The sequence below is a fragment of the Legionella geestiana genome (assembly GCF_004571195.1).
In the GTDB taxonomy this organism is placed as follows: Bacteria; Pseudomonadota; Gammaproteobacteria; order Legionellales; family Legionellaceae; genus Legionella_B; species Legionella_B geestiana.
The window spans coordinates 807,837-826,375 of record NZ_CP038271.1; the positions used below are offsets into that span (position 1 = coordinate 807,837).

The window sequence follows — 18,539 nt, forward strand, 5'->3', positions numbered from 1 at the left end:
AAACAGGAGGGTAACGGAATGCGTCGATATAGTTTGACGGATGATCAGTGGGAAAAAATCAAGGATTTATTGCCCGGACGGAAGGAGACTGTCGGTGTTACTGCGAAAGATAATCGATTATTTGTAGAAGCAGTACTTTATCGCTATCGCGCGGGGATTCCATGGCGTGATTTACCTGAGCGTTTTGGTGATTTCAGGGTTATTCACACTCGTCATACAAGGTGGAGCATAAAAGGTATTTGGGAAAGGGTGTTCAAGGCCTTGGCAGAGGATGCGGACAATGAGTATGGCATGCTCGACTCAACCATCGTTAGAGCGCACCAGTACAGCGCTGGCGCTAAAAAAAGAGGGTAACGAAGCCATCGGACGAATCAAAGGAGGATTAAGTACAAAGATACACGCTACTTTCGATGCGCTGGGAAATCCAACCGGATTTCACCTGTCGGGAGACCAGGCTCACGATCTTGAGGGAGCAGATTATTGCTTGAAAATATTCAAGCAAATGCGTTACTCGCAGACAAAACTTATGATGCGGATGAGAGGGTATTGGCGAAGCTGGAAGCCCAAAATTGTCAGCCTGTAATCCCACCAAAATCTAACCGGAAAGAACAGCGAAAATACGATGAATTTCTGTACCAGGCCCGCCATTTGATAGAGAACTTTTTCGCCAAATTAAAGCAGTACAGGGCAATAGCGACAAGGTATGACAAAAAAGCTCGAAATTTCCTCGGGGCGGTCTATTTGGCGTCAGCCGTTATATGGCTTAATTGATGACACGCCCTAATACTCTATTAAGATTAAAATCACGTTGTTTATTATTAAGAATTGTGTCCATGCTTACCAAAATGGCTCGAAACAATTCGGGCACGCAGACGGGTACGTGAAAGTACGCGCTGGCGCGCGCTTTTATATTGCGGGACTGGGAGCCCTGTTTCCCGCAAGAAAATCGGGTTCAGTATCACGCTCAACGGCTAAAACAGTAATATCCTGAAATGCACTGTAAAATCATAGAACCGCGCTTGCGCGACATTCACGTGAACGTCTGCGTGCCCGTCTGCGTTACCGAATCATCCAATACCTCTCACGGCAAAGCACTACATCACAGAATCTATCACTATTCAAAACAGGTACCTTTTTTAAACCAGGTCCCGGTAGATATTCTTGCATTCCCGGGGTATTCCCGGGATAATTTCCCGACTTTGGGTTTTTAGCGGATGTAGGATGGAACACGTAATTGAATTTGCAGGCAGGCACTGGATGCTCTGTCTCGCGCTTGTCGCTGTAGCGATACTGATTGCCTTGAACGAATGGCGCGCCAAACGCGCACGCACGCACGAAATTACCACTACGGCCGCGATTGACCTTCTCAATCATCAGGATGCAATAGTACTTGACCTGCGAGAGCCGGAACTGTTTCGCGCAGGTCATATTGTGAACGCCACGCGTGCCAATACCGATGAGATAACGCCCGAGCGCTTTGGAAAATATCGGCAAAAGTCCGTGATTCTTGTCTGCGCCCGTGGCATGCAGTCGAGTGCGCTTGCGCATACGTTGCGCACCTCAGGCTTTGAAAGCGTCTTTGCCCTCGCCGGCGGCATGCAGGCCTGGCAAACTGCTTCCCTGCCACTTGTTAAAGGAAAATAAATGGCCGAAATCATTGTTTACAGCAGTGCAACCTGCCCCTATTGCGACCGTGCAAAAGCACTGCTTACCCGCAAGGGAGCAGCCTTTACCGAAATTCGCGCGGATTTGAGCGATGCTCATCGGGAAGAGATGATTGCTCTGAGCGGGCGGCGCACTGTACCACAGATTTTCATTGACGGCCGCCACATTGGCGGATGCGATGATTTGTATGCCCTGGAAAAATCCGGGCAGTTGGATGAACTTTTACGCTAAGGAATTTTTACCATGAGTGAACAACAACAAGAAGCTGGAATGCAATTCATGATTCAGCGCGTCTACACGAAAGACGTTTCCTTCGAAACCCCCAACTCTCCGGCGATTTTCCAACAGCAGTGGGAACCGGAACTTGAGCTTGAAATCAATACCAGCAATACCCGTCTGGACGAAGGTGTGTACGAAGTCGTTGTGAGCGTGACTACCACTGCTCGCAATCGCGGTCAGGTTGCGTTCCTCGTTGAAGTCGCACAGGCCGGTATTTTCACCATTGAGGGCGCTGAACCCCAACAGCTTGACCAGCTTCTTGGCAGTTTCTGCCCATCCCTGCTCTTCCCTTACGCGCGTGAAACAATTACCTCTCTTGTGGTACGCGGCAGCTTCCCGCAGCTCGTGCTCGCGCCGGTCAACTTTGATGCGCTTTACCTGCAACAGCTAGAGGAGCGTCAGCAGCAACAGGAAGAAGAAACGACTCACTGACAAACCCGGCTGGCACCCCGTGCCAGCCCACCTGATGGACAGCGCATGCAAAAAGCCACCATAGCCATGCTCGGTGCCGGTTCCTTCGGAACGGCCATCGCTATTCACATGGCCAAAGCCGGCCACAACGTGCGCCTCTGGGGACATCGTGCAGAGCACGTATGCACCATGATGAAGGAAGGCTGCAACGCGCGCTTTCTGCCGCACCATTCCTTTCCCCCGACACTCACGCCATGCCTGTCACTGACCGAGGCACTTGAGGCAGCCGATGTGGTGATGCTCGCAATACCTTCAAGGGCATTTGCGGCCTTGCTCGCAGAACTGCCGGATACCCTTAAAAACATTGTCTGGCTGACAAAAGGCCTTGACCCCTCTTCACACCGCTTTTTAAGCGACCTTGTATCCATGCGCTATGGCCGCGCCTTTCCGGCCGCCATGCTCTCTGGCCCCTCATTTGCCCGCGAAGTGGCAAACGGTCTGCCAACCGCTGTGACCCTTGTCGGTAACGACATGCCTTTTCTACATTTTTTACATCCGCTTTTGCACCATGGCAATTTTCGTGTGTATCTGTCGCAGGATTTGCGCGGCGTACAATGGTGTGGTGCGGTCAAGAACGTACTGGCCATCGCCTGTGGTGTCAGTGATGGACTTGGCTATGGCGCTAATGCCAAAGCCGCCATCATTACCCGCGGGCTTGCGGAAATGCGCCGACTGGGCATGGCACTGGGCGCTCAACCGGATACCTTTTTGGGGCTGTCAGGTGTGGGCGACCTTGTTCTGACCTGCACGGACGACCAGTCGCGTAATCGCCGTTTTGGTCTGGCGCTGGGGCGTGGAGAGACTCCAACCGCGGCAGAAGCGGCAATTGGTCAGGTGGTAGAAGGCAAGGACAATGCACGGGAAGTGTGTGCGCTCGCCAGAGCGCACCAAATCGACATGCCCGTTTGTACTCAGATTGAAGCCCTGCTGGAAGGGCGTGTCAGTCCAGCTGAGGCTGCAAAGAATCTGCTGGCTCGTGCGCCTCAACAGGAGTAGAAGGCGGCGGAGCATCATCCACCGACTGCCTCCAGAAGGACAGACGCTTTAAGCTCTGCATCATGGCTGTATTCACACTCGGGTGTTTTACCGGCATGAGCCTTCGAACAGGCGCGACCGCTGCCGCAACACTTGATGCGGCAGGACTGTTGCAGGTACCCGTCGGCTTGCCTGCCGGCACCTTCAGGCTGTCCCAAGGTGACGGACCTGCAGTATTTTTACGCGGTTCTCGAATCGTTGTTGCATATTCATCATCGTCAGACTTCTCGTCATCACTGCTCGTATCATTGTCTGAGTCCCGAAGAGGGTCAGAGGAGTCTGTTAACACTCTCGCAATCATGGTGGCGGGTTTGACCACCATGGTACTAAAGCTTTCTGACACACTCGCAGAGCTTGAAGAAGGCACTGGACTGTCAGAGCGCCCGACCAAAACCATGGTATTAAACGCATCCACGCTTTCATCATCAGTATCAACCCGCACCATTGTGGCAGGGTTGATATCATGAGAGGTATCTGAGACAAACCTGTCCTGCATTGAGGATTCACTGACTGGTTGAGTTTCTGTTACCTCGGACTCTTCCTGCGGTGCTGCTTCCTGCAACGTTCGCATACGCTCAAAATACGCATTCAGATTCTCATACTGTACCTCACCCAACCTTACCTGCAGGTAAGGTTTTGACAGGAGCTCAAACTGCATGTTGAGATTCAACCAACGATTCATCTTTGACTCATTAGACGTAACAAGTGCCTTGTCATCATTGGCGAGCATTTCAGCCGTTGTCACGCGGTCTACGCGCCAGAAGGTGAGTGTCAGCCAGTAGCGCAGTTTTTGTCCCAGTGACGCCCGCTGCCAGTCGCCCTTCCAAAGCGCTCTTTCAATGCGTGCAGAAAGCACTTCAAGACCATGGTCTCGTTGATGGCAATAGAGCGCGAGTTTTTTCGCGTAAGGCGCGAGGCGCGCGCTGGTATAGGCATTCTCGTAAATGGCGGCGAAATAACTGTTGATTGTCTCCAGCGCCTCATTATCCAGAGGACTGCGATTGTGCAAACGCCGTAAAATCGCGGCCACCAGTTTGCTGTATCCCACTTCATCTGCCGGCTTTTCAGCTTCAAGCAGTGCGGCAAACTGCAGAGGCGGCTGGTTGACGTGCGTCAGGAGTTTCTGGAAGGCGCTCAACGAAAGACGCCGTTCGGCTTTCATGTGAGTAAGCTCTTCTGCCAGCAGCCAGAGGTTTTGCACCTGATACCCGGGATTTGGCAAAAGTTGTGAAATATCATACCCTCGTGTGTCCATGGCCTCGGCAAAAACGGCCTTTTCTTCATTGGACAACGTCTTTTCGAGCTTATGCCCCCGAATGGCTGTCAGCATAAACTCTTTCAGCGCCAGCCCTACCTGCCAGGCCATATAAGGCTGCATGGCAATTTCTGTGGTGGCTTTCGTGGCAACCAGCGCGGTTCCAGTCCGGTTCATGCAGTCAGCAAATTCTGGAGCCGCATACATGACGGTAGTGCTCATGTCCTGTGCGGCTGGCGTCGGGGTCTCGATAAATGTTTTACGATCGCTCACTACCACGCGATTATCGTGTGAGAGGAAGTTAGTGAGTTTGATGTCGGGATGCCACACTCCTCCTTTTTCAAGCTCCGTCAGGAATTTGGCAATCTGTTTGAAATAGTGCGTCGTATTTGCCGCAATTTGCTGTCGCTTCTGGCGTTCATTCCCTTGAAAGGCCTTCGATATCGATTGCGCCACATTCTGAAGATCTCCCTGATTGGCAAAATTCCCAAGTGCCACTGACATGTATGTCGCAGAGCCATCGTGGGTAAAAACGTGCATAAACTGTGCGTATTCTTCGTTAAAATGCTTGGATACTGCTTCTGAACGCAATTTCTGGTCAAGACTCAGGCTCTCCTCATCTGTCACACGCATCACCAGAGGGGCGCTCTCATCGCCAAAGCGCACGATAAAATTAAAGTTATTGTTTTGCTCCTTACCAAGCGGTTTGACCTCATAGTTGAAATGGCTGTGAGGATTAAGAGCCTTCTCGCGAATCTGGCGTATTTTATTGCTTGCCTGCGAAAAAAGCTCTGTATGATTATCCATTCGCCTGCCTACCACCTCGGAAGCTTCAGCAAGATGCGCCATTTTCAGGCTGCTTTGAATATACATAGGCCGCAGACGTTGCCATTGCATCGAAGCTTTCAAAAGTTGCTGGTGGTCAGCCAGTAAGCGCGGCTCATCGGCTACGTTACAGCATGTCTCCTTCTCAGCAGGACTAAGGCGCTCTTCTCCTGCGTGCTGCTTGACCGCCAGGGCAAACTGCATCCGGCGCAAAAAGAAAGAAGCCGTAAGCTGAATGCCGTATTCCTGAAGGGTCTCTTCAATCCCACTCTCCGTCCCTTCGCCCCTTTCATGGTTATACCACGCAAAAAGTGCCGCATTCATGTCTGCATGATGCACGGCACTGTCAATTTTTTGCAGCAAAAACAACCGCTGTACATGATTGTCCTCTGGAATGGCATTAAACGCCTGCACCAGTGCATGCAATTCTCGGAAAGATTCATCGGGCAACAACAACGGCATGGGAACAACTCCTTAAGACAACTTCATAAGATTCTTAGCCCAACAGTATACCAACAGATACTTAAGCGATTATTAGCTAACTTTCTCACAAAACCAACATAATGAACTAAAATTAAATTAAACAATCATATATAGGCCACTATGTCTGTTTCATTGGCTGAAATTAAAGCAGTTGTGGACTACCACGCGGTCACGCCACATCTCGCACCTTTGCGTAATGACCTGGCGGCAACGTTTATCAAGGACCTTGGCCGTGGAATCGCCGTCCTCGATAATGCCGAATCACCTGCACAAAAACTTGAGGCGCTCAGTCGCATCCGTGCAGCCGTAGACTTTGTGGAAACACGCGAAAACCCCCAAAGAATGGCAGAAGCTGATGCCTTCCAAAACCTCAAAAACGCATTGTTTATCTACACACAGGCTGAGCTTGAAAAAATCGGCGTACGCTCACTGCACGCCCCTGATAAACCCCGCTCACCACTTTCAGAAATCATCAGCAACATGTCGCCCTTCAAGGCGAATGCCCTGATGGAAATACTCGCAAGGGGCAATTCTGAAAGCCTTGAGCAAGACCTTCGCGCACTCTATGAGGCATCGGATACGACAGCGGAAGCAAAACGGTTTCGTCAATTTTTGGGCACACATGCCGTCGCATTTCTGGGAGGGGAAAACTCTCAAAATTTTACAGTGACGCATCAACTGACGGGAGCCAGGCAGGTGTTAAAACTCGAAGACCGCGACAGATCACCGCGGCATGTCGAGCGCCATCTGAGAGACTATCTCCCGAATTTACTAATCCCGCATTATGCCGAGCGTCAGGTCGAGGGTGCAGTTCCTCTGCGCCTTGGAGACTATGAACGCGCCTCAAGGACACTTATTGCCACTGATTTTATTCACGGCGGCAGCGCACTCCAGCATGCAGAAAAAATGCGCAATGCGGGAAAAGGATTTGAAGCGGCCGCTGATATTGGTCTGCAAATGTGTGATGCCTTTAAAAACATCCAGAACGCCGGGTGTTTTTTTCCTGACAGTAAACTTTCAAACTGGCTCGTGGATGCGTCAGGACGCCTCATCATCGCTGATACCAAGAGCTTTTTATTCACTAATAGCTACGGCAATTATACCCCGGTCACTCCGGGCAATGAGAATTTGCCGGTGCTGCAAACGCATGGCTTTGGCATCTATGGCCTGCCGGATGATAATATCCCGGCAGAAGCGGCACATGCTGCGTTACTTGGGAGAAATCTTTACACGAGCTTAACCGGCGAATGGCCGCCCCACCGCGATTTTCAGGAATCCGATTTTTCGCATCCGGCATTTGCAACAGAAAGCGGAGCCGCTTTTAAAACCCTTATTCAGGACTTAACGCACCCCGTTCCCTCCGAAAGAAAGTCGCTTGATGCGGCACGGGTATCGCTCATGACACTGGGTGCACTACCAGTGCCTTTTCTTGAAGCCGCTGCCCGCCTGAACACCCTTAAGGTCGGAGAAAATGACCCCGGCGTTCAGAGCTATCTTGCCGCAAAAGAAGCAGCATGCCGCAATGCGTCTTCACCGGAGGAGAAAGAGGCGATTATTGCATCAATGAACAGCCTCTATGATAACCTCAAAAATGGTGCTTTCACTCAAATAACAGGCCTCATCCATCAATTGCGCGAAGATGGGAAATCCATATTTTCCATTGGCAGCCTTGATAAGGCTGAGCGCATTACCAACGCCCTTCGCGCCCTTCCTCTTGATGAGCGCGTTAATCCCGCAACCGGTACCAGCCCTCAGGCAATCGCACTGAAAGAGGCCATCGCATCGCACCGCCATTTCTGGAAGTCTTCACCCAAAGCCGATGCAGAGGGAAAAATTGATGAAAATGCCGCCTCATCGTCATTTAGAAGCATGAAAAACCAATTAAATGCGATGCGCGAAGAAAGCACGCCCGAAGAGGCGCCGAAACCACCCGCGTCCCCATCTGTCCGCTAAATCACGGGCTGACAGGCATCCACACATTCAATGCGCGCGGCATCAAGTGGCTCACCAAGGAAAATTTCGCCCACCTGTTGAAAGCGCTTTATGGAGTCTGTCACCAGATAGTGTACTGTTGCCTCCCCCTGACGATGCGTGAGGAGTCCCTGCTCCTGAAGACAATCGAGAAGCGCGTGAGCGGTCGCCTCGGCAGAGTCCACGAGTTTTACGCCCGGGGGCAAAAGTGTCGTGAGCAGCTCTCGAAAAACGGGAAAGTGCGTGCAGCCAAGCAGCACCGTGTCTTCGCCATTGTAGGCATCAAGATAGTGCAATAAGGCTTCGCGTGCGACCGCATTCTGCGTCATACCGTCTTCTGCGAGCGCCACAAGCACGCTGCAGGCACGACCGGTAACCCGCGCTTTTGGCAGGTGCTCAAGAATGCGGGTATGGTACGCGCGTGATGCGATGGTGGTTTCCGTGGCCAGCACCAGAATTTCAGCGTTTTGAGTCACACGAGTCGCGGCCAGCGCGCCGGGAGCAACCACGCCAAGCACCGGGATATCCGGCAACATTTGCTGCAGATGTGGGAGGGCTGCTGTCGTTGCCGTGTTGCAGGCGATAACGAGCGCTTTTATGCGCCGCTCAACAAGCACGCGCGCCATCTGCACGGCATAATGCTGGACCGTATCCGGGCTTTTGGTGCCATAAGGCAGGCGCGCCGTATCCCCAAGATAAATAAACGACTCCTGAGGAAGTGCCGCACGAAGCGCGCGCAGCACCGTCAGCCCCCCCATGCCGGAATCAAATACTCCAATAGCCAAATCCGACCGCTCCATCCTGCTCTCCACTAAACCGTTTTACGCTTCATGCTGCAAATCACGCGCCAGAACCAGGATTGTTCTTTGCATTCTCGTCTTTCGCGTCTTCAACAGCCTGAAGAGCGCGCCCGGTAAAGGCTTCAAGCGCTTTTTTAATGCTTTCCTGCCGCTTTGGCGAGCTCATACCCTCTTTATAAGCCTCATATTTTTCCATGCGCTCGGCATCTTCTGGCTTCATGACCGCTTCAAACTTTTTCTTTGTTGAGGAGAAATAGGAGAACATTCCCATTTCGCTTGAAGGCTTGAAGGGGCCAACGACTTTAATGGCTTTTTCATCAAATTTTCTGCCAGGCGTATTTTGACCGAGAATACGCAGTGCCGTCCACAGGTACTTCTGTTCCTCGGCATTACTGCCCTTCAGGTAAAGTGGCCGGTGTTCAGAGGGGGTCCAGTCGATGCTGGCGAGCATTTGCGATGCCATGGTCATGGCAAACTCAACACGTGCTTCGTGAAGGGCTTCATCAGTTACCCGCGGACCGGCTTTCGGGAAATGCGTGACCGTCAGGGTTACGTGATTAACGACATCCCCCGTTTGCGGCATCACGCCGGCTGCAGCGCGCTGCTCTGCGTAGCGCCCCTCAAGACTGGGACTTGCAACGCTTGCAAGTGTGTATTCACGGAGCATCCCATCAGCAAGCGGTTTGGCTTCCCCAAAGTCAAAAGGACCACTGTTGACGCTCAGGGAGGTCAACGGGGCAGCACCTGGAGGTGCGCCTGCAAGCGTTTTCAATGCCTCCGGCGAATCTGGAACATCCTTTTCCGTACAGTTGACAAATACCATGGTAGAGCGCTTGCCACTCTCAAGCTCTGCGAGCTGCTGCATGACCCCTTTGCGCTCCACCGCATTAGAACTGCGCGGGTCTCCGCGAAGGGAGCGCTGCACGCGCTCATAAAAAGCAAGCAGTTGTCGCGCTCGACTCTCACGTGCCTGCACGTCCTGAAAGAGCTTATTCAACGCCTTTTGCCTGTCGCGTGACATCCCTCCTGCATCCGGCAGACTGTCGCGGATATTTTCGAGCTGCTCAATTTGCAGGCGAAGATTTGTCACAATGGTGTCGCAATCAGCATCAAGTGTCTCGAAGTGGCTTTGCATGGCACGGGCATTTTCGCGCGCTTTCCCATGAAACACCGGCATAAATGCATACGCCGGATGAAACTGGTTAAAATACTGGAGCGGTTTGGCGCTTTTGGCAAAAGCCTCCTGGCGCGTTTGCATCTCCTGAAGCCTTTCGTTCAATACCTGAATTTCTTGTTGATAGTGCGCACCACGGAGTTTTTCGTGCCGCTCATAACGCTTGAAATCTTCAAAGCGCGCGCGTGTCAGCTCGTCTTTCCATGAAGGTGGAAGTACGCCTTTCCAGGAGGCTTTATCAACCTCTGCATGCAGCTCACTCAGGGTTTTAGCATTTTTGAAAAGCGCGAGCAGGCCGCCATTGGCATCCCAGAGTGAACCGGGACCAGTCTTGACATCATCAAGGTCGGCTGTCTTTGGCAGGCCGAGGAAGAAGTCAAGAATGCGCTTATCGAGTTCGGACGTACGTGGTTGATGGTAAATATTCCGACCTGCCTGGTTGTAAAGATGCTGTGCATGTATCACCTCACGCTCAACCGCCAGTGCAGCCTTGAAAGCATCGAGAGTTCCCGGCTGCCCACAGGTGCGATGTAAAGCCGTTGCCGTCGATTCAAATGCGGCATCATCATTCCACATCGCATTATGAATAATATCGTTTACCTGTACACACGTCTGCGAATCTAAACCTAAGCCCAGACTGGCAAGCACGCCTGCAAGCGGCGCGTTATGTATATGGCTTAGCCTGTAAAGACGCAGATTCTCGTCACATACGGCATCAATCTCCGCGCTGGTTGCAGCGCTGAACGCCAGGCGCACACGCTTAACATCCTCCGGGAAACGCGCATCCACCAGCGCTTTCAGCGCTTTTTTATCATCCCAGAACGCCACGCGCTCGGCCTCGGGGATTTTTTCAACCAGTGCCAGAAGCTGCGGACGCGCCGCTGCGCCAAAACGGGAAACACTCTCAAGGCGCAGGCCATTGAGCCGCTCGCGAGCGAGTGTTTTAAATGTTGCAGTGTCAGCATCGCTAAAGGCATCTACCACCGTGTCAAGCAGCCCAAGCTTTTTAAGAGCGCCCTTGCGTGCGTCCGTAGAAGTTGCATTGGCAAGCACTTCAAAGTCACGGCTCAGCGGCTCTTTGCTGAGCAAGATTTCAGTCACCTGTACGCGAAGCGCGTTTTTTTTGTCATCCGGGAGAGCACTAAGTGCTCTGTTAGATTCCACATCCTCAACGTCAAGGGTATTCGCGAAACGTAAAAGCTTGTCCTTGTTTTGCTGACGCGCGGCACGCACAGACATCTGGGCAAGCGCTAAACGTGAGAACTCCGGGGATTGTATAACCGCTTCAGGCGCTCCGGGGAAAATTGCTGTGCGAGCGTTATCAAGCGCATCATCGTCATCGTTATCAGCAAAAACATTCAGCACATCATCAGAGAGGCTGTCTGCATAACGCCAGATACAGGCATTCGCCGCCTGCTGGCGCAGGTGGTTTTCGTGAGCGGGTTCGTTGCAATACTGCTGTAAATAACGTTTAAGTTCGGGATTGGTGTTTTCTGGAAACAGTTGGGAATGGAGAAAGTCGGCATAGGCGCTCGGTCCGAAACCTGTATGCGTTACCAGCGCTTTAACCGCTGACTCCGAAGCCTGCTCCAGAAAACACGTGAGTGCACGCTGCAGTGCCCGTGTTTTAACGCCCTCAGAAAGCATCGCGCCATCCATCTTCAGCATGCTGGCGGCAGTTTTGCCATCTACCGCTTCAAGTATGCCTGTTAACAGGGTTTTTCCTTCCGGAGTGTTAAAATCGGCAGTTTCAATTTTTCGAGCGGCAAGCAACGGATTCAAGCGGCGCACAAGTTCCGGGGCTGCGCGATGGGTCGCAATGGCCTCCCGCACTGAGAGGCTTGCTGCCCCTGAAAATCCAAGCGAGGGATATTGCTCGAGAGCAGTACGGATGGCTTCCGGGGTATCCGCCGTGCGAAGCGCTTCCATGGCCGGCACATCTTGACAGGTTTGCAGCAGCCTTCCAAGAAGCCGCAAAGCCGCCTGTTCGCGCAGAAGCTCAAACGTTGCCGGGGCTACTACATTGTTTTTAAAATGCCCTGCACTGTCTTCAATCACATCGCCGAGTGTGGTTTTAAACGCATCTACCGTGTTGCAGGCAACCAGTTGCGAAAGTTGAGCATCATTGATTGGGCATTCGTTCAGGTAGCGCAGGCCTAATTGCTGGTGCAGGTAGCGCTCAGAGTAACCACCATCATTCAGTGCGTAAATGAGTCCACCCCATTCATTCCGCGTAGCCTGAAGTGCCTGAAAAAAATTCGCCTGGGCAAGCGTTTGATTTCCAATATCAATCACGTCATTGGGCGACAATCCCGTTAAAAAATAATGCGCCGCTACTTCCCGCATAACCTCAGGAAATCCCTGTGGGAGTGGGCCTGAATATCCAATGTTTTTGGCCGCTGAAAGAAACGCTTCCGGGGTTGCTGCACACAGCAGATTATTAACCTCTGCTGGCGTTGCGGCGCGCACTTTAGCAAGCAGCAGGGCATGCTGTGAAAGCTGATGGAGCTGCCCGAGGGTGGCAGGATGGGGGGTAGCACCCCAGTCTCCCACAACGTCTTTGACGGCTTCATCCGCTAAAAGCTGCGCCAGATTTGCAGGCGTACAGGTCGCCATCCGTTCGGTGACTGCGTCATTGCCTGCAAGGCGCTCGCTTGCACGCACAAGTCGGGCGTTATGGTAAAAGTATTGCGGATTGTAGTTCGTATCCGCGCCATCGATAAACGCATCCGTATCACCCTGCCCGTTCAAATCAAGACCTGCAATCCCCTGCCAGAAATCCTTGTGGTCGAGTATCGCCTGTCGAAAGCGGGAAATATCTTCACCGGCCTCAACCAGCGCATCAAGGGCCGCACGGCGCGCCTCGGGTGCTTTAAACTGCTTTTCAGGGCTGTACAGGGCTTGTGCAAACGTTTGATTCAGGGGCATGACGACCTCCACAATACGGTATACAAAGAGTATAGCCGCTCGAAACTTAAGGTAGTATTAGCGTGCAGTATATCAGAGCGTGTTCGACTATGTACCGGACAATTTTTTGAAGACACGTACGAAGGTGCATCTATCCGGCATTGAAGCGAAGATTTCGGTAACGCAAACGGCTACGATGCTTATCCCAGCAAAAACCGGAAATTTTTCTGGATAATGCTGAGGTCAAAGCGATTGAGGAAAAGGGAAAAACTCATCCAGGCACTGAGTGCTGAGAGGTCGCGAAACGGCAGTGGGATATACACAGGTGGTACGAGCAGCCCACTCTCCTGAAGCTCGCGCAGCAGCGGCAGATCATCGAGCACCAGCTTTCCTGAAAAAAGCAGCGGAATACAGTCGAGCCGACGCTCGCTGATGGCAAAACGGATAAAATTGTACAACAGCACAAAACCCTTGGTATAAGCAAGATCTTTGGTAAAAGGCCCGCCGTCAGGCGTGCTGCCGCGAAAAACGCGTACAGTGTGGTTGTAACTCGTCAGCTCATCCAGTCCACACTCCTGAAAATAGCGGTAAATATCAAGGAAATTTGCCCCCTGGCGCACTTTCTCAAGGGCTATTACGCGGTTGGTGAGCTTTCGCACACGTCCGGGATTGGAGTTGAAGGTTACCACTTCGGTAATGACCGCAAGCCCTTCCTGTATCACGCTCGATGATGGCGAGCCTTTAGAGAGAAAAGAACAATACGGCTGCATCGCGCCGTTCAATGTGGTACCCACATGCACCCAGCCCTCGTGCACTTCGAGATAGCGTAAATCCCTGTCGCTGAAAAGGGCGTGCTTGCTAAGCTTGATGTTATCGGCCCCGGCAGAAGCATCAGCCACCATATCATCGCTTACCATCACCGTGACCTTGCCCGGATGGTGCTCAAAGAAATGACTGAGGCGTGCCTGCAGAAGATGCTGTGCCTGCTGAGGCGAATGGCGCTTAACGTCCGCTTCCGACTGCAGTTGAACATCAAGGTCGGTCAGTACGTCAAAAAGCACCGTACCAAGCTCGCTGAGGCGCGGGCCATCAACGTAGAAAGCATCATCCGGACTGCCATAAAGCTCCATGGCGATTTCAGAAAACATCGGCGTGCCACGCGCCTCGAGCATCTGCACCGAGCGTGCGTATTCTTCGCATTGCCGTCGGATAAGGCGCGTGACTGGCGCATACTGGCCAAGCTGATTCTGCGCGTCACGCATTATCAGGCGGAACTCTTCCTGCTTTTCCGCCACGTTAAACGGCAGGGGTTTGCGCTGGTAATAATCGACATCCACCGCCGGCAGGCGCTTTGCCTTGTGGCGAAAAAAATCCTCACGGACCGATTCATCCCACTTCACCATATCCAGAATACGGATATTACGCTGCGCTTCGATAATGCGCGCCGAAAGCTCAGCAATCACTTCACCGCCGTTATCCTCTGCACTCATCCCTTTGTGCCTCCCGACTATTCCACATCCCGCTCATTCGAGCCTGGGGGTGCGAGATTAACCGGAGCGGGATTCGGCACATCCGGCAAATCATGATAATGACTAACCCCGACACTCGAAAGCGGTGAGGGCACCACAAGATTCGGCCCGTTTCGGGCTGACAGATACAAAGCTTCACCATTGCTGGCGTATTTTGAGCAGCCACTCAGTACGGTTGCCAGCGCCAGTACCGCCCATGCTGTTGTTTTTACACTCACGCCTGTACTCCAGATTAAATCAATTCAAGACCGCGCAGTGCTGCTTCAAGTGCTGAATGGTGTTCAGCAGAGAGCGGCAGGAGCGGTAAACGCAGGGTATTTTGCATGCGTCCCATTCGGGAAAGCGCCCATTTGGACGGAATGGGATTCGACTCGATAAAAAGCAGACGGTGCAGTGGCTCGAGCTGCTCGTTAATACGCAGGCAGGCGGCTTTATCATCCACGAGCGCCGCATCACACATTTTTGCCATCAGGCGTGGCGCAACGTTGGCCGTCACGGAAATCACCCCTTTGGCACCTGCCAGCATCCATTGCGCGGCGGTCGGGTCATCACCGCTGTAGACATCCAGCCTGCCCTCGCACGCTCGAAGAATCTGCTGCAGGCGCGGCATTTGGCCGGTGGCCTCCTTGATGCCGACAATGTTCGAAATATCGGCAAGGCGCGCTACCGTTTCTGGCAGCATGTCACAGGCCGTGCGACTCGGAACATTATAAAGGATAATGGGAATGGCGACATTGGCGGCCACCGCACGATAGTGCTGGTAAAGGCCTTCCTGCGTGGGTTTGATGTACGCGGGCGTCATAATGAGTGCGGCATGCGCTCCGGCTTCCATGGCTTCCCGTGTCAGCGCGATGCAGTCGCGTGTGGCATTGGCCGCAGTGCCTGCAATCACCGGAATGCGCTCGCGCGCCGCTTCCACTACCGTGCGAATCACAAGCAGTTTTTCCGCATGCGAAAGCGTACCTGACTCACCGGTCGTGCCTGCGGCAATCAAGCCATGCGTACCGGCATCAAGATGAAACTCAACCAGCTCACGCAAACGCGCAACATCCACCTGGTCATTGTCGTCCATTGGCGTTACCAGTGCCACCATGCTGCCATGAAACATGCGATTCCCCGAAAACGTGCAAATTTTTCAAGTCTACCGGGAGGCTCGCGCGAGTACAAGCCGCAAACCTGGAAAGAGCGGTGTCCGAGCAGCCCTCAAAAGTTCACATAATTTACATAAATCTCATTTTATGTACTATTATCATCAATGATGGACAATAACCAGTGAGGACGTTCACCATGAAAACACTTTACAGGATTTTACCTGCCGCAACGCTTGCAACCCTTTTAATGACCGGTTGCACCAATACACAGGTAGGTACCGCCACAGGTGCTGCGGCAGGCGCCGGTCTCGGGTATGCCGTAAGCGGTGGCAGTGGCGCGGGCGCGCTGATTGGCGCAGGTGCCGGCGCCCTGATTGGCAACCAGATTGGCCGAAACCAGGACCGCCGTTATTATCGCCGCTGGTAAGCCCCCGCTTACGCTGCCCGGCACCCGCCGGGCACGTTTTTTTTGACCCCTTCTTGACAATATCGCATAATCAGAGCGCCTCCATCCTGCGGAATCAACCGTGTATCCAGTTATCGACACCGCGGCACTCTTTAAACACCTTGCTGAAGGTGCGTGCATCATCACGCCCAACAACCGCCTTGCTGCCCGGCTTCTGCAGGAAGCAACCGAACAGGGATGCACCTTCTTTGAAAAACCGCGCTGCCTGCCCTACTCAAACCTGATGCGGGAAGCCTTTCTCGCCTTCTGCCACGAAAACCCGCACCACGCGCACCCTGTTCTGCTTTCGCCCTGCCAGCTACGCCACCTCTGGCAGGAGGTGCTGCAGACGAATGCTGTCAAGGGTGCCGAGCGGCTGTTGCCGCTTGCCGCAGAGGCGTATGACCGCCTGCAGGCCTGGGAGGTCAACCCAGAGGATATCGATTTCGAAACGACCCCGCAGACAGCGCGATTTAATGCATGGCGTATCGCTTTTGAGGCACGCCTTGAAGCGCTTCATGCCCTTTCTGAGAGTCAGCTGCCGGCATACCTTCTGCAGCATAACGCGTTTCAGAGTGCAGGGGGCACTTTTATCTGGGCGTGTTTTGATGCGTTCACACCCATCCAGCAGAGTCTGCAAAAAGCGCTTAGTGCCGCCGGAGCTCAGCATTTCGTGTTTGAGCGTCAGAGTGAAACGCCTTCAGGTGCACTTTTTCTCGCAAGCGATGAAACACAGGAATTTCAGGCCCTCGTTTCCTGGTTAAAGCATCAACTCGCCGCCGGGCATGCGCACATTGGGGTCGTCATTCCCGATTTACAGACCCGTGCTGACACCCTGCGCCGACAGCTTGCGGCGGTGTTGAATGAGAATGCCTTCAACCTTTCCCTTGCCGAGCCGCTTGCGCACCATCCACTATGCGCGCACGCGCTTTGCATGCTGCTGCTAAGCAACGATTCCCTCTCGCGGCATGAAGCCCTCCTCCTGCTCACATCCCCATGGATTGGCGCGAGTCAGCGCGAATACTGGCAACGCGCAAAGTTTGCGCACCGCAACAAGCTGCTTCAGGAGTCGGGCTTTAGCGGTAAGGCGTTTTGCAGCGAGCTCGAACCCGTTGTGCCGATACTGGCGGGCCTTTTGACAAACCTCACGCCCTATCCCCGAGAGGCAAGCCCCATGCAGTGGGCGCGCCTTTTCTTAGAGCGACTGGAAGCCTTTGGCTTTCCAGGTGAAACCTCCATGGATTCTCGTACGTGGCAGTATTTTCAACGCTTTAGCGCGTTATTTGAGGAGTTTCAATCCCTTGGATGCATAACGCCGCTCATGCGCCGCGAAGAAGCCTTACAGACCTTCAGGCAGCTCTGTGCAACTACCCTCTTTGAGCCGCGTCAGGATAAGCCTGCTCCCATTCAGGTTTCCGGGCTCCTCGAAGCCTCGGGCTGTAGCTTTGACCATCTTTGGATATGCGGCATGTCAAACGATGCCCTGCCGGCATCGTCAAGCCCCTCGCCCCTGTTACCCATTCCCATGCAACAGGCGCTTGAAATGCCACATGCAAGCCCCGAGCGGGAACTGCGTTTTGCCATACAGCTCATCGAGCGCCTGCGTGCTTCCTGTGAGAGCGCTGTTTTCAGTGTGCCGCTGCTCCTGAATGCCGTTCCACAACAGCCCTCACCGCTGATTCTTAATCTGCCGCGCTGGCAGCCGGTACTGGCAGCTCTGGAACCACCGCCGCTTGAAACCCTTACAGAATCATGGCGTTTGCCACTGCTGCCGGAAGAAACGCCTTCAGGCGGCACAAAACTGCTTCAGTACCAGGCGCAATGTCCTTTTAAAGCCTTTGCTGCTCACCGCCTGCACCTTAAAGATACGCAACCGCTCTCAGATGGGCCCTCGCGGATGGAGCGGGGCATTCTAATACACAGCATTCTTGAGCGCCTCTGGAAAACGCTCCAAACACAGGAACGCCTGCGAACACTTCCCGGAGCAGCGCTTGAAAAACTGATAAACGATACGATTGATGAAGCCCTCAAAGCCCTTCAGTGGCGTACGCATTCCTTCTCGTCCTTAATGCAGGAAGTTGAGCGCGACAGGCTGCGCCACATTTTATCCCTCACGCTCGAGCAGGAAAAAGCGCGAGAAGCGTTTACCGTAGAAGCACTCGAAGACAGCCGAACACTGACCATTGGCGGGCTGACGCTCAACCTGCGCCTTGACCGTATCGACCGCCTTGAAAACGGCGAAAAATGGGTCATTGACTATAAATCCTCGCTGCCTCGCAAACCCTGGAGTGAAGAGCGCCCCGAAGAACCACAGATGCTCTTGTACTCGCTCCTTGAAGACGCCATTAGCTGCGTCTGTTACTGGGCGATTGGCAAAGGCGAAAGCCAGCTTTCGGGCGTTGGAACTGACACACAATCACCTGAAGGCATTGAAGTACGCACCCATGAAGTCTGGACAAAGGAGCGCGCAATCTGGCGTGAGCGCCTTGAAGCACTCGCGATAGAGTTTAGCGAAGGGCACTGCGCCCCTGAGCCTCTTAAGCCTTCAGTGTGCGAAAAGTGTGAGTATGGCAGCGTGTGTCGATTTGCAGATATCGAGTGACAGATAC

At 53.2% G+C, this 18,539-nt stretch carries 13 protein-coding genes and 1 pseudogene; 8 read left to right on the forward strand and 6 right to left on the reverse strand.

Going from position 1 to position 18,539, the window contains the following annotated elements; genetic code table 11:
* Positions 1-18 precede the first annotated feature (18 nt).
* The 5 genes and pseudogenes from E4T54_RS03490 to E4T54_RS03510 all read left to right on the forward strand — a co-directional run bounded on the left by E4T54_RS03490 (position 19) and on the right by E4T54_RS03510 (position 3,411).
* Positions 19-771: pseudogene (locus E4T54_RS03490) on the forward strand (IS5 family transposase).
* 450 nt (positions 772-1,221) lie between these two features.
* Positions 1,222-1,644 (forward strand): rhodanese-like domain-containing protein, encoded by a 423-nt coding sequence (locus tag E4T54_RS03495; protein ID WP_028386654.1) that lies wholly within the window; start codon positions 1,222-1,224, stop codon positions 1,642-1,644.
* Positions 1,645-1,896: a glutaredoxin 3 gene (gene grxC / locus E4T54_RS03500; protein ID WP_028386653.1), complete on the forward strand. Its 252-nt coding sequence runs from the start codon at positions 1,645-1,647 to the stop codon at positions 1,894-1,896.
* Positions 1,897-1,908: 12 nt separating this feature from the next.
* Positions 1,909-2,376: a protein-export chaperone SecB gene (gene secB / locus E4T54_RS03505; protein ID WP_028386652.1), complete on the forward strand. Its 468-nt coding sequence runs from the start codon at positions 1,909-1,911 to the stop codon at positions 2,374-2,376.
* Positions 2,377-2,421: 45 nt separating this feature from the next.
* Positions 2,422-3,411 (forward strand): NAD(P)H-dependent glycerol-3-phosphate dehydrogenase, encoded by a 990-nt coding sequence (locus tag E4T54_RS03510; RefSeq protein ID WP_028386651.1) that lies wholly within the window; start codon positions 2,422-2,424, stop codon positions 3,409-3,411.
* Here the strand turns inward: E4T54_RS03510 and E4T54_RS03515 are convergent.
* Complete coding sequence (locus E4T54_RS03515; RefSeq protein WP_028386650.1) at positions 3,356-5,992, reverse strand: protein kinase family protein; 2,637 nt, start codon at positions 5,990-5,992, stop codon at positions 3,356-3,358. The two genes, E4T54_RS03510 and E4T54_RS03515, sit on opposite strands and share 56 nt — an antisense overlap.
* A 141-nt stretch (positions 5,993-6,133) precedes the next feature.
* Here E4T54_RS03515 and E4T54_RS03520 point away from each other — a divergent pair, with 141 nt between their 5' ends.
* Positions 6,134-7,966, forward strand: a complete 1,833-nt coding sequence (locus E4T54_RS03520; RefSeq protein ID WP_028386649.1) for a hypothetical protein — start codon at positions 6,134-6,136, stop codon at positions 7,964-7,966.
* Here the strand turns inward: E4T54_RS03520 and murI are convergent.
* The 5 genes from murI to dapA all read right to left on the reverse strand — a co-directional run bounded on the left by murI (position 7,963) and on the right by dapA (position 15,502).
* Entirely contained in the window at positions 7,963-8,784 is an 822-nt protein-coding gene (gene murI, locus E4T54_RS03525; protein ID WP_028386648.1) for a glutamate racemase, read from the reverse strand. The two genes, E4T54_RS03520 and murI, sit on opposite strands and share 4 nt — an antisense overlap.
* Positions 8,785-8,824: 40 nt before the next feature.
* Complete coding sequence (locus E4T54_RS03530; RefSeq protein WP_028386647.1) at positions 8,825-12,886, reverse strand: hypothetical protein; 4,062 nt, start codon at positions 12,884-12,886, stop codon at positions 8,825-8,827.
* A 179-nt stretch (positions 12,887-13,065) separates the two neighbouring features.
* On the reverse strand, positions 13,066-14,355 hold the full coding sequence (locus E4T54_RS03535) for a flavohemoglobin expression-modulating QEGLA motif protein (RefSeq protein ID WP_028386646.1): 1,290 nt from the start codon (positions 14,353-14,355) through the stop codon (positions 13,066-13,068).
* Between the two features lie 17 nt (positions 14,356-14,372).
* Positions 14,373-14,612 carry a hypothetical protein gene (locus E4T54_RS03540; RefSeq protein WP_051550939.1) on the reverse strand — a complete coding sequence of 80 codons (240 nt, stop codon included), beginning with the start codon at positions 14,610-14,612 and terminating at the stop codon, positions 14,373-14,375.
* Positions 14,613-14,626: 14 nt separating this feature from the next.
* Positions 14,627-15,502, reverse strand: coding sequence for a 4-hydroxy-tetrahydrodipicolinate synthase (gene dapA, locus E4T54_RS03545; RefSeq protein ID WP_028386644.1), 876 nt, complete (start codon positions 15,500-15,502; stop codon positions 14,627-14,629).
* Between the two features lie 179 nt (positions 15,503-15,681).
* Between dapA and E4T54_RS03550 the strand changes: the two genes are divergently transcribed.
* Together E4T54_RS03550 and E4T54_RS03555 are read left to right on the forward strand one after the other, a co-directional pair.
* On the forward strand, positions 15,682-15,912 hold the full coding sequence (locus E4T54_RS03550; RefSeq protein WP_028386643.1) for a glycine zipper domain-containing protein: 231 nt from the start codon (positions 15,682-15,684) through the stop codon (positions 15,910-15,912).
* Positions 15,913-16,012: 100 nt separating this feature from the next.
* Positions 16,013-18,532, forward strand: a complete 2,520-nt coding sequence (locus E4T54_RS03555; RefSeq protein WP_028386642.1) for a PD-(D/E)XK nuclease family protein — start codon at positions 16,013-16,015, stop codon at positions 18,530-18,532.
* Positions 18,533-18,539: the final 7 nt, after the last annotated feature.

Bases quoted from the DNA above. Each gene is read 5' to 3' on its own strand.
- E4T54_RS03495 (WP_028386654.1), top strand. From the start codon at position 1,222: ATGGAACACGTAATTGAATTTGCAGGCAGGCACTGGATGCTCTGTCTC.
- grxC (WP_028386653.1), top strand. From the start codon at position 1,645: ATGGCCGAAATCATTGTTTACAGCAGTGCAACCTGCCCCTATTGCGAC.
- secB (WP_028386652.1), top strand. From the start codon at position 1,909: ATGAGTGAACAACAACAAGAAGCTGGAATGCAATTCATGATTCAGCGC.
- E4T54_RS03510 (WP_028386651.1), top strand. From the start codon at position 2,422: ATGCAAAAAGCCACCATAGCCATGCTCGGTGCCGGTTCCTTCGGAACG.
- E4T54_RS03515 (WP_028386650.1), bottom strand. From the start codon at position 5,992: ATGCCGTTGTTGTTGCCCGATGAATCTTTCCGAGAATTGCATGCACTG.
- E4T54_RS03520 (WP_028386649.1), top strand. From the start codon at position 6,134: ATGTCTGTTTCATTGGCTGAAATTAAAGCAGTTGTGGACTACCACGCG.
- murI (WP_028386648.1), bottom strand. From the start codon at position 8,784: ATGGAGCGGTCGGATTTGGCTATTGGAGTATTTGATTCCGGCATGGGG.
- E4T54_RS03530 (WP_028386647.1), bottom strand. From the start codon at position 12,886: ATGCCCCTGAATCAAACGTTTGCACAAGCCCTGTACAGCCCTGAAAAG.
- E4T54_RS03535 (WP_028386646.1), bottom strand. From the start codon at position 14,355: ATGAGTGCAGAGGATAACGGCGGTGAAGTGATTGCTGAGCTTTCGGCG.
- dapA (WP_028386644.1), bottom strand. From the start codon at position 15,502: ATGTTTCATGGCAGCATGGTGGCACTGGTAACGCCAATGGACGACAAT.
- E4T54_RS03550 (WP_028386643.1), top strand. From the start codon at position 15,682: ATGAAAACACTTTACAGGATTTTACCTGCCGCAACGCTTGCAACCCTT.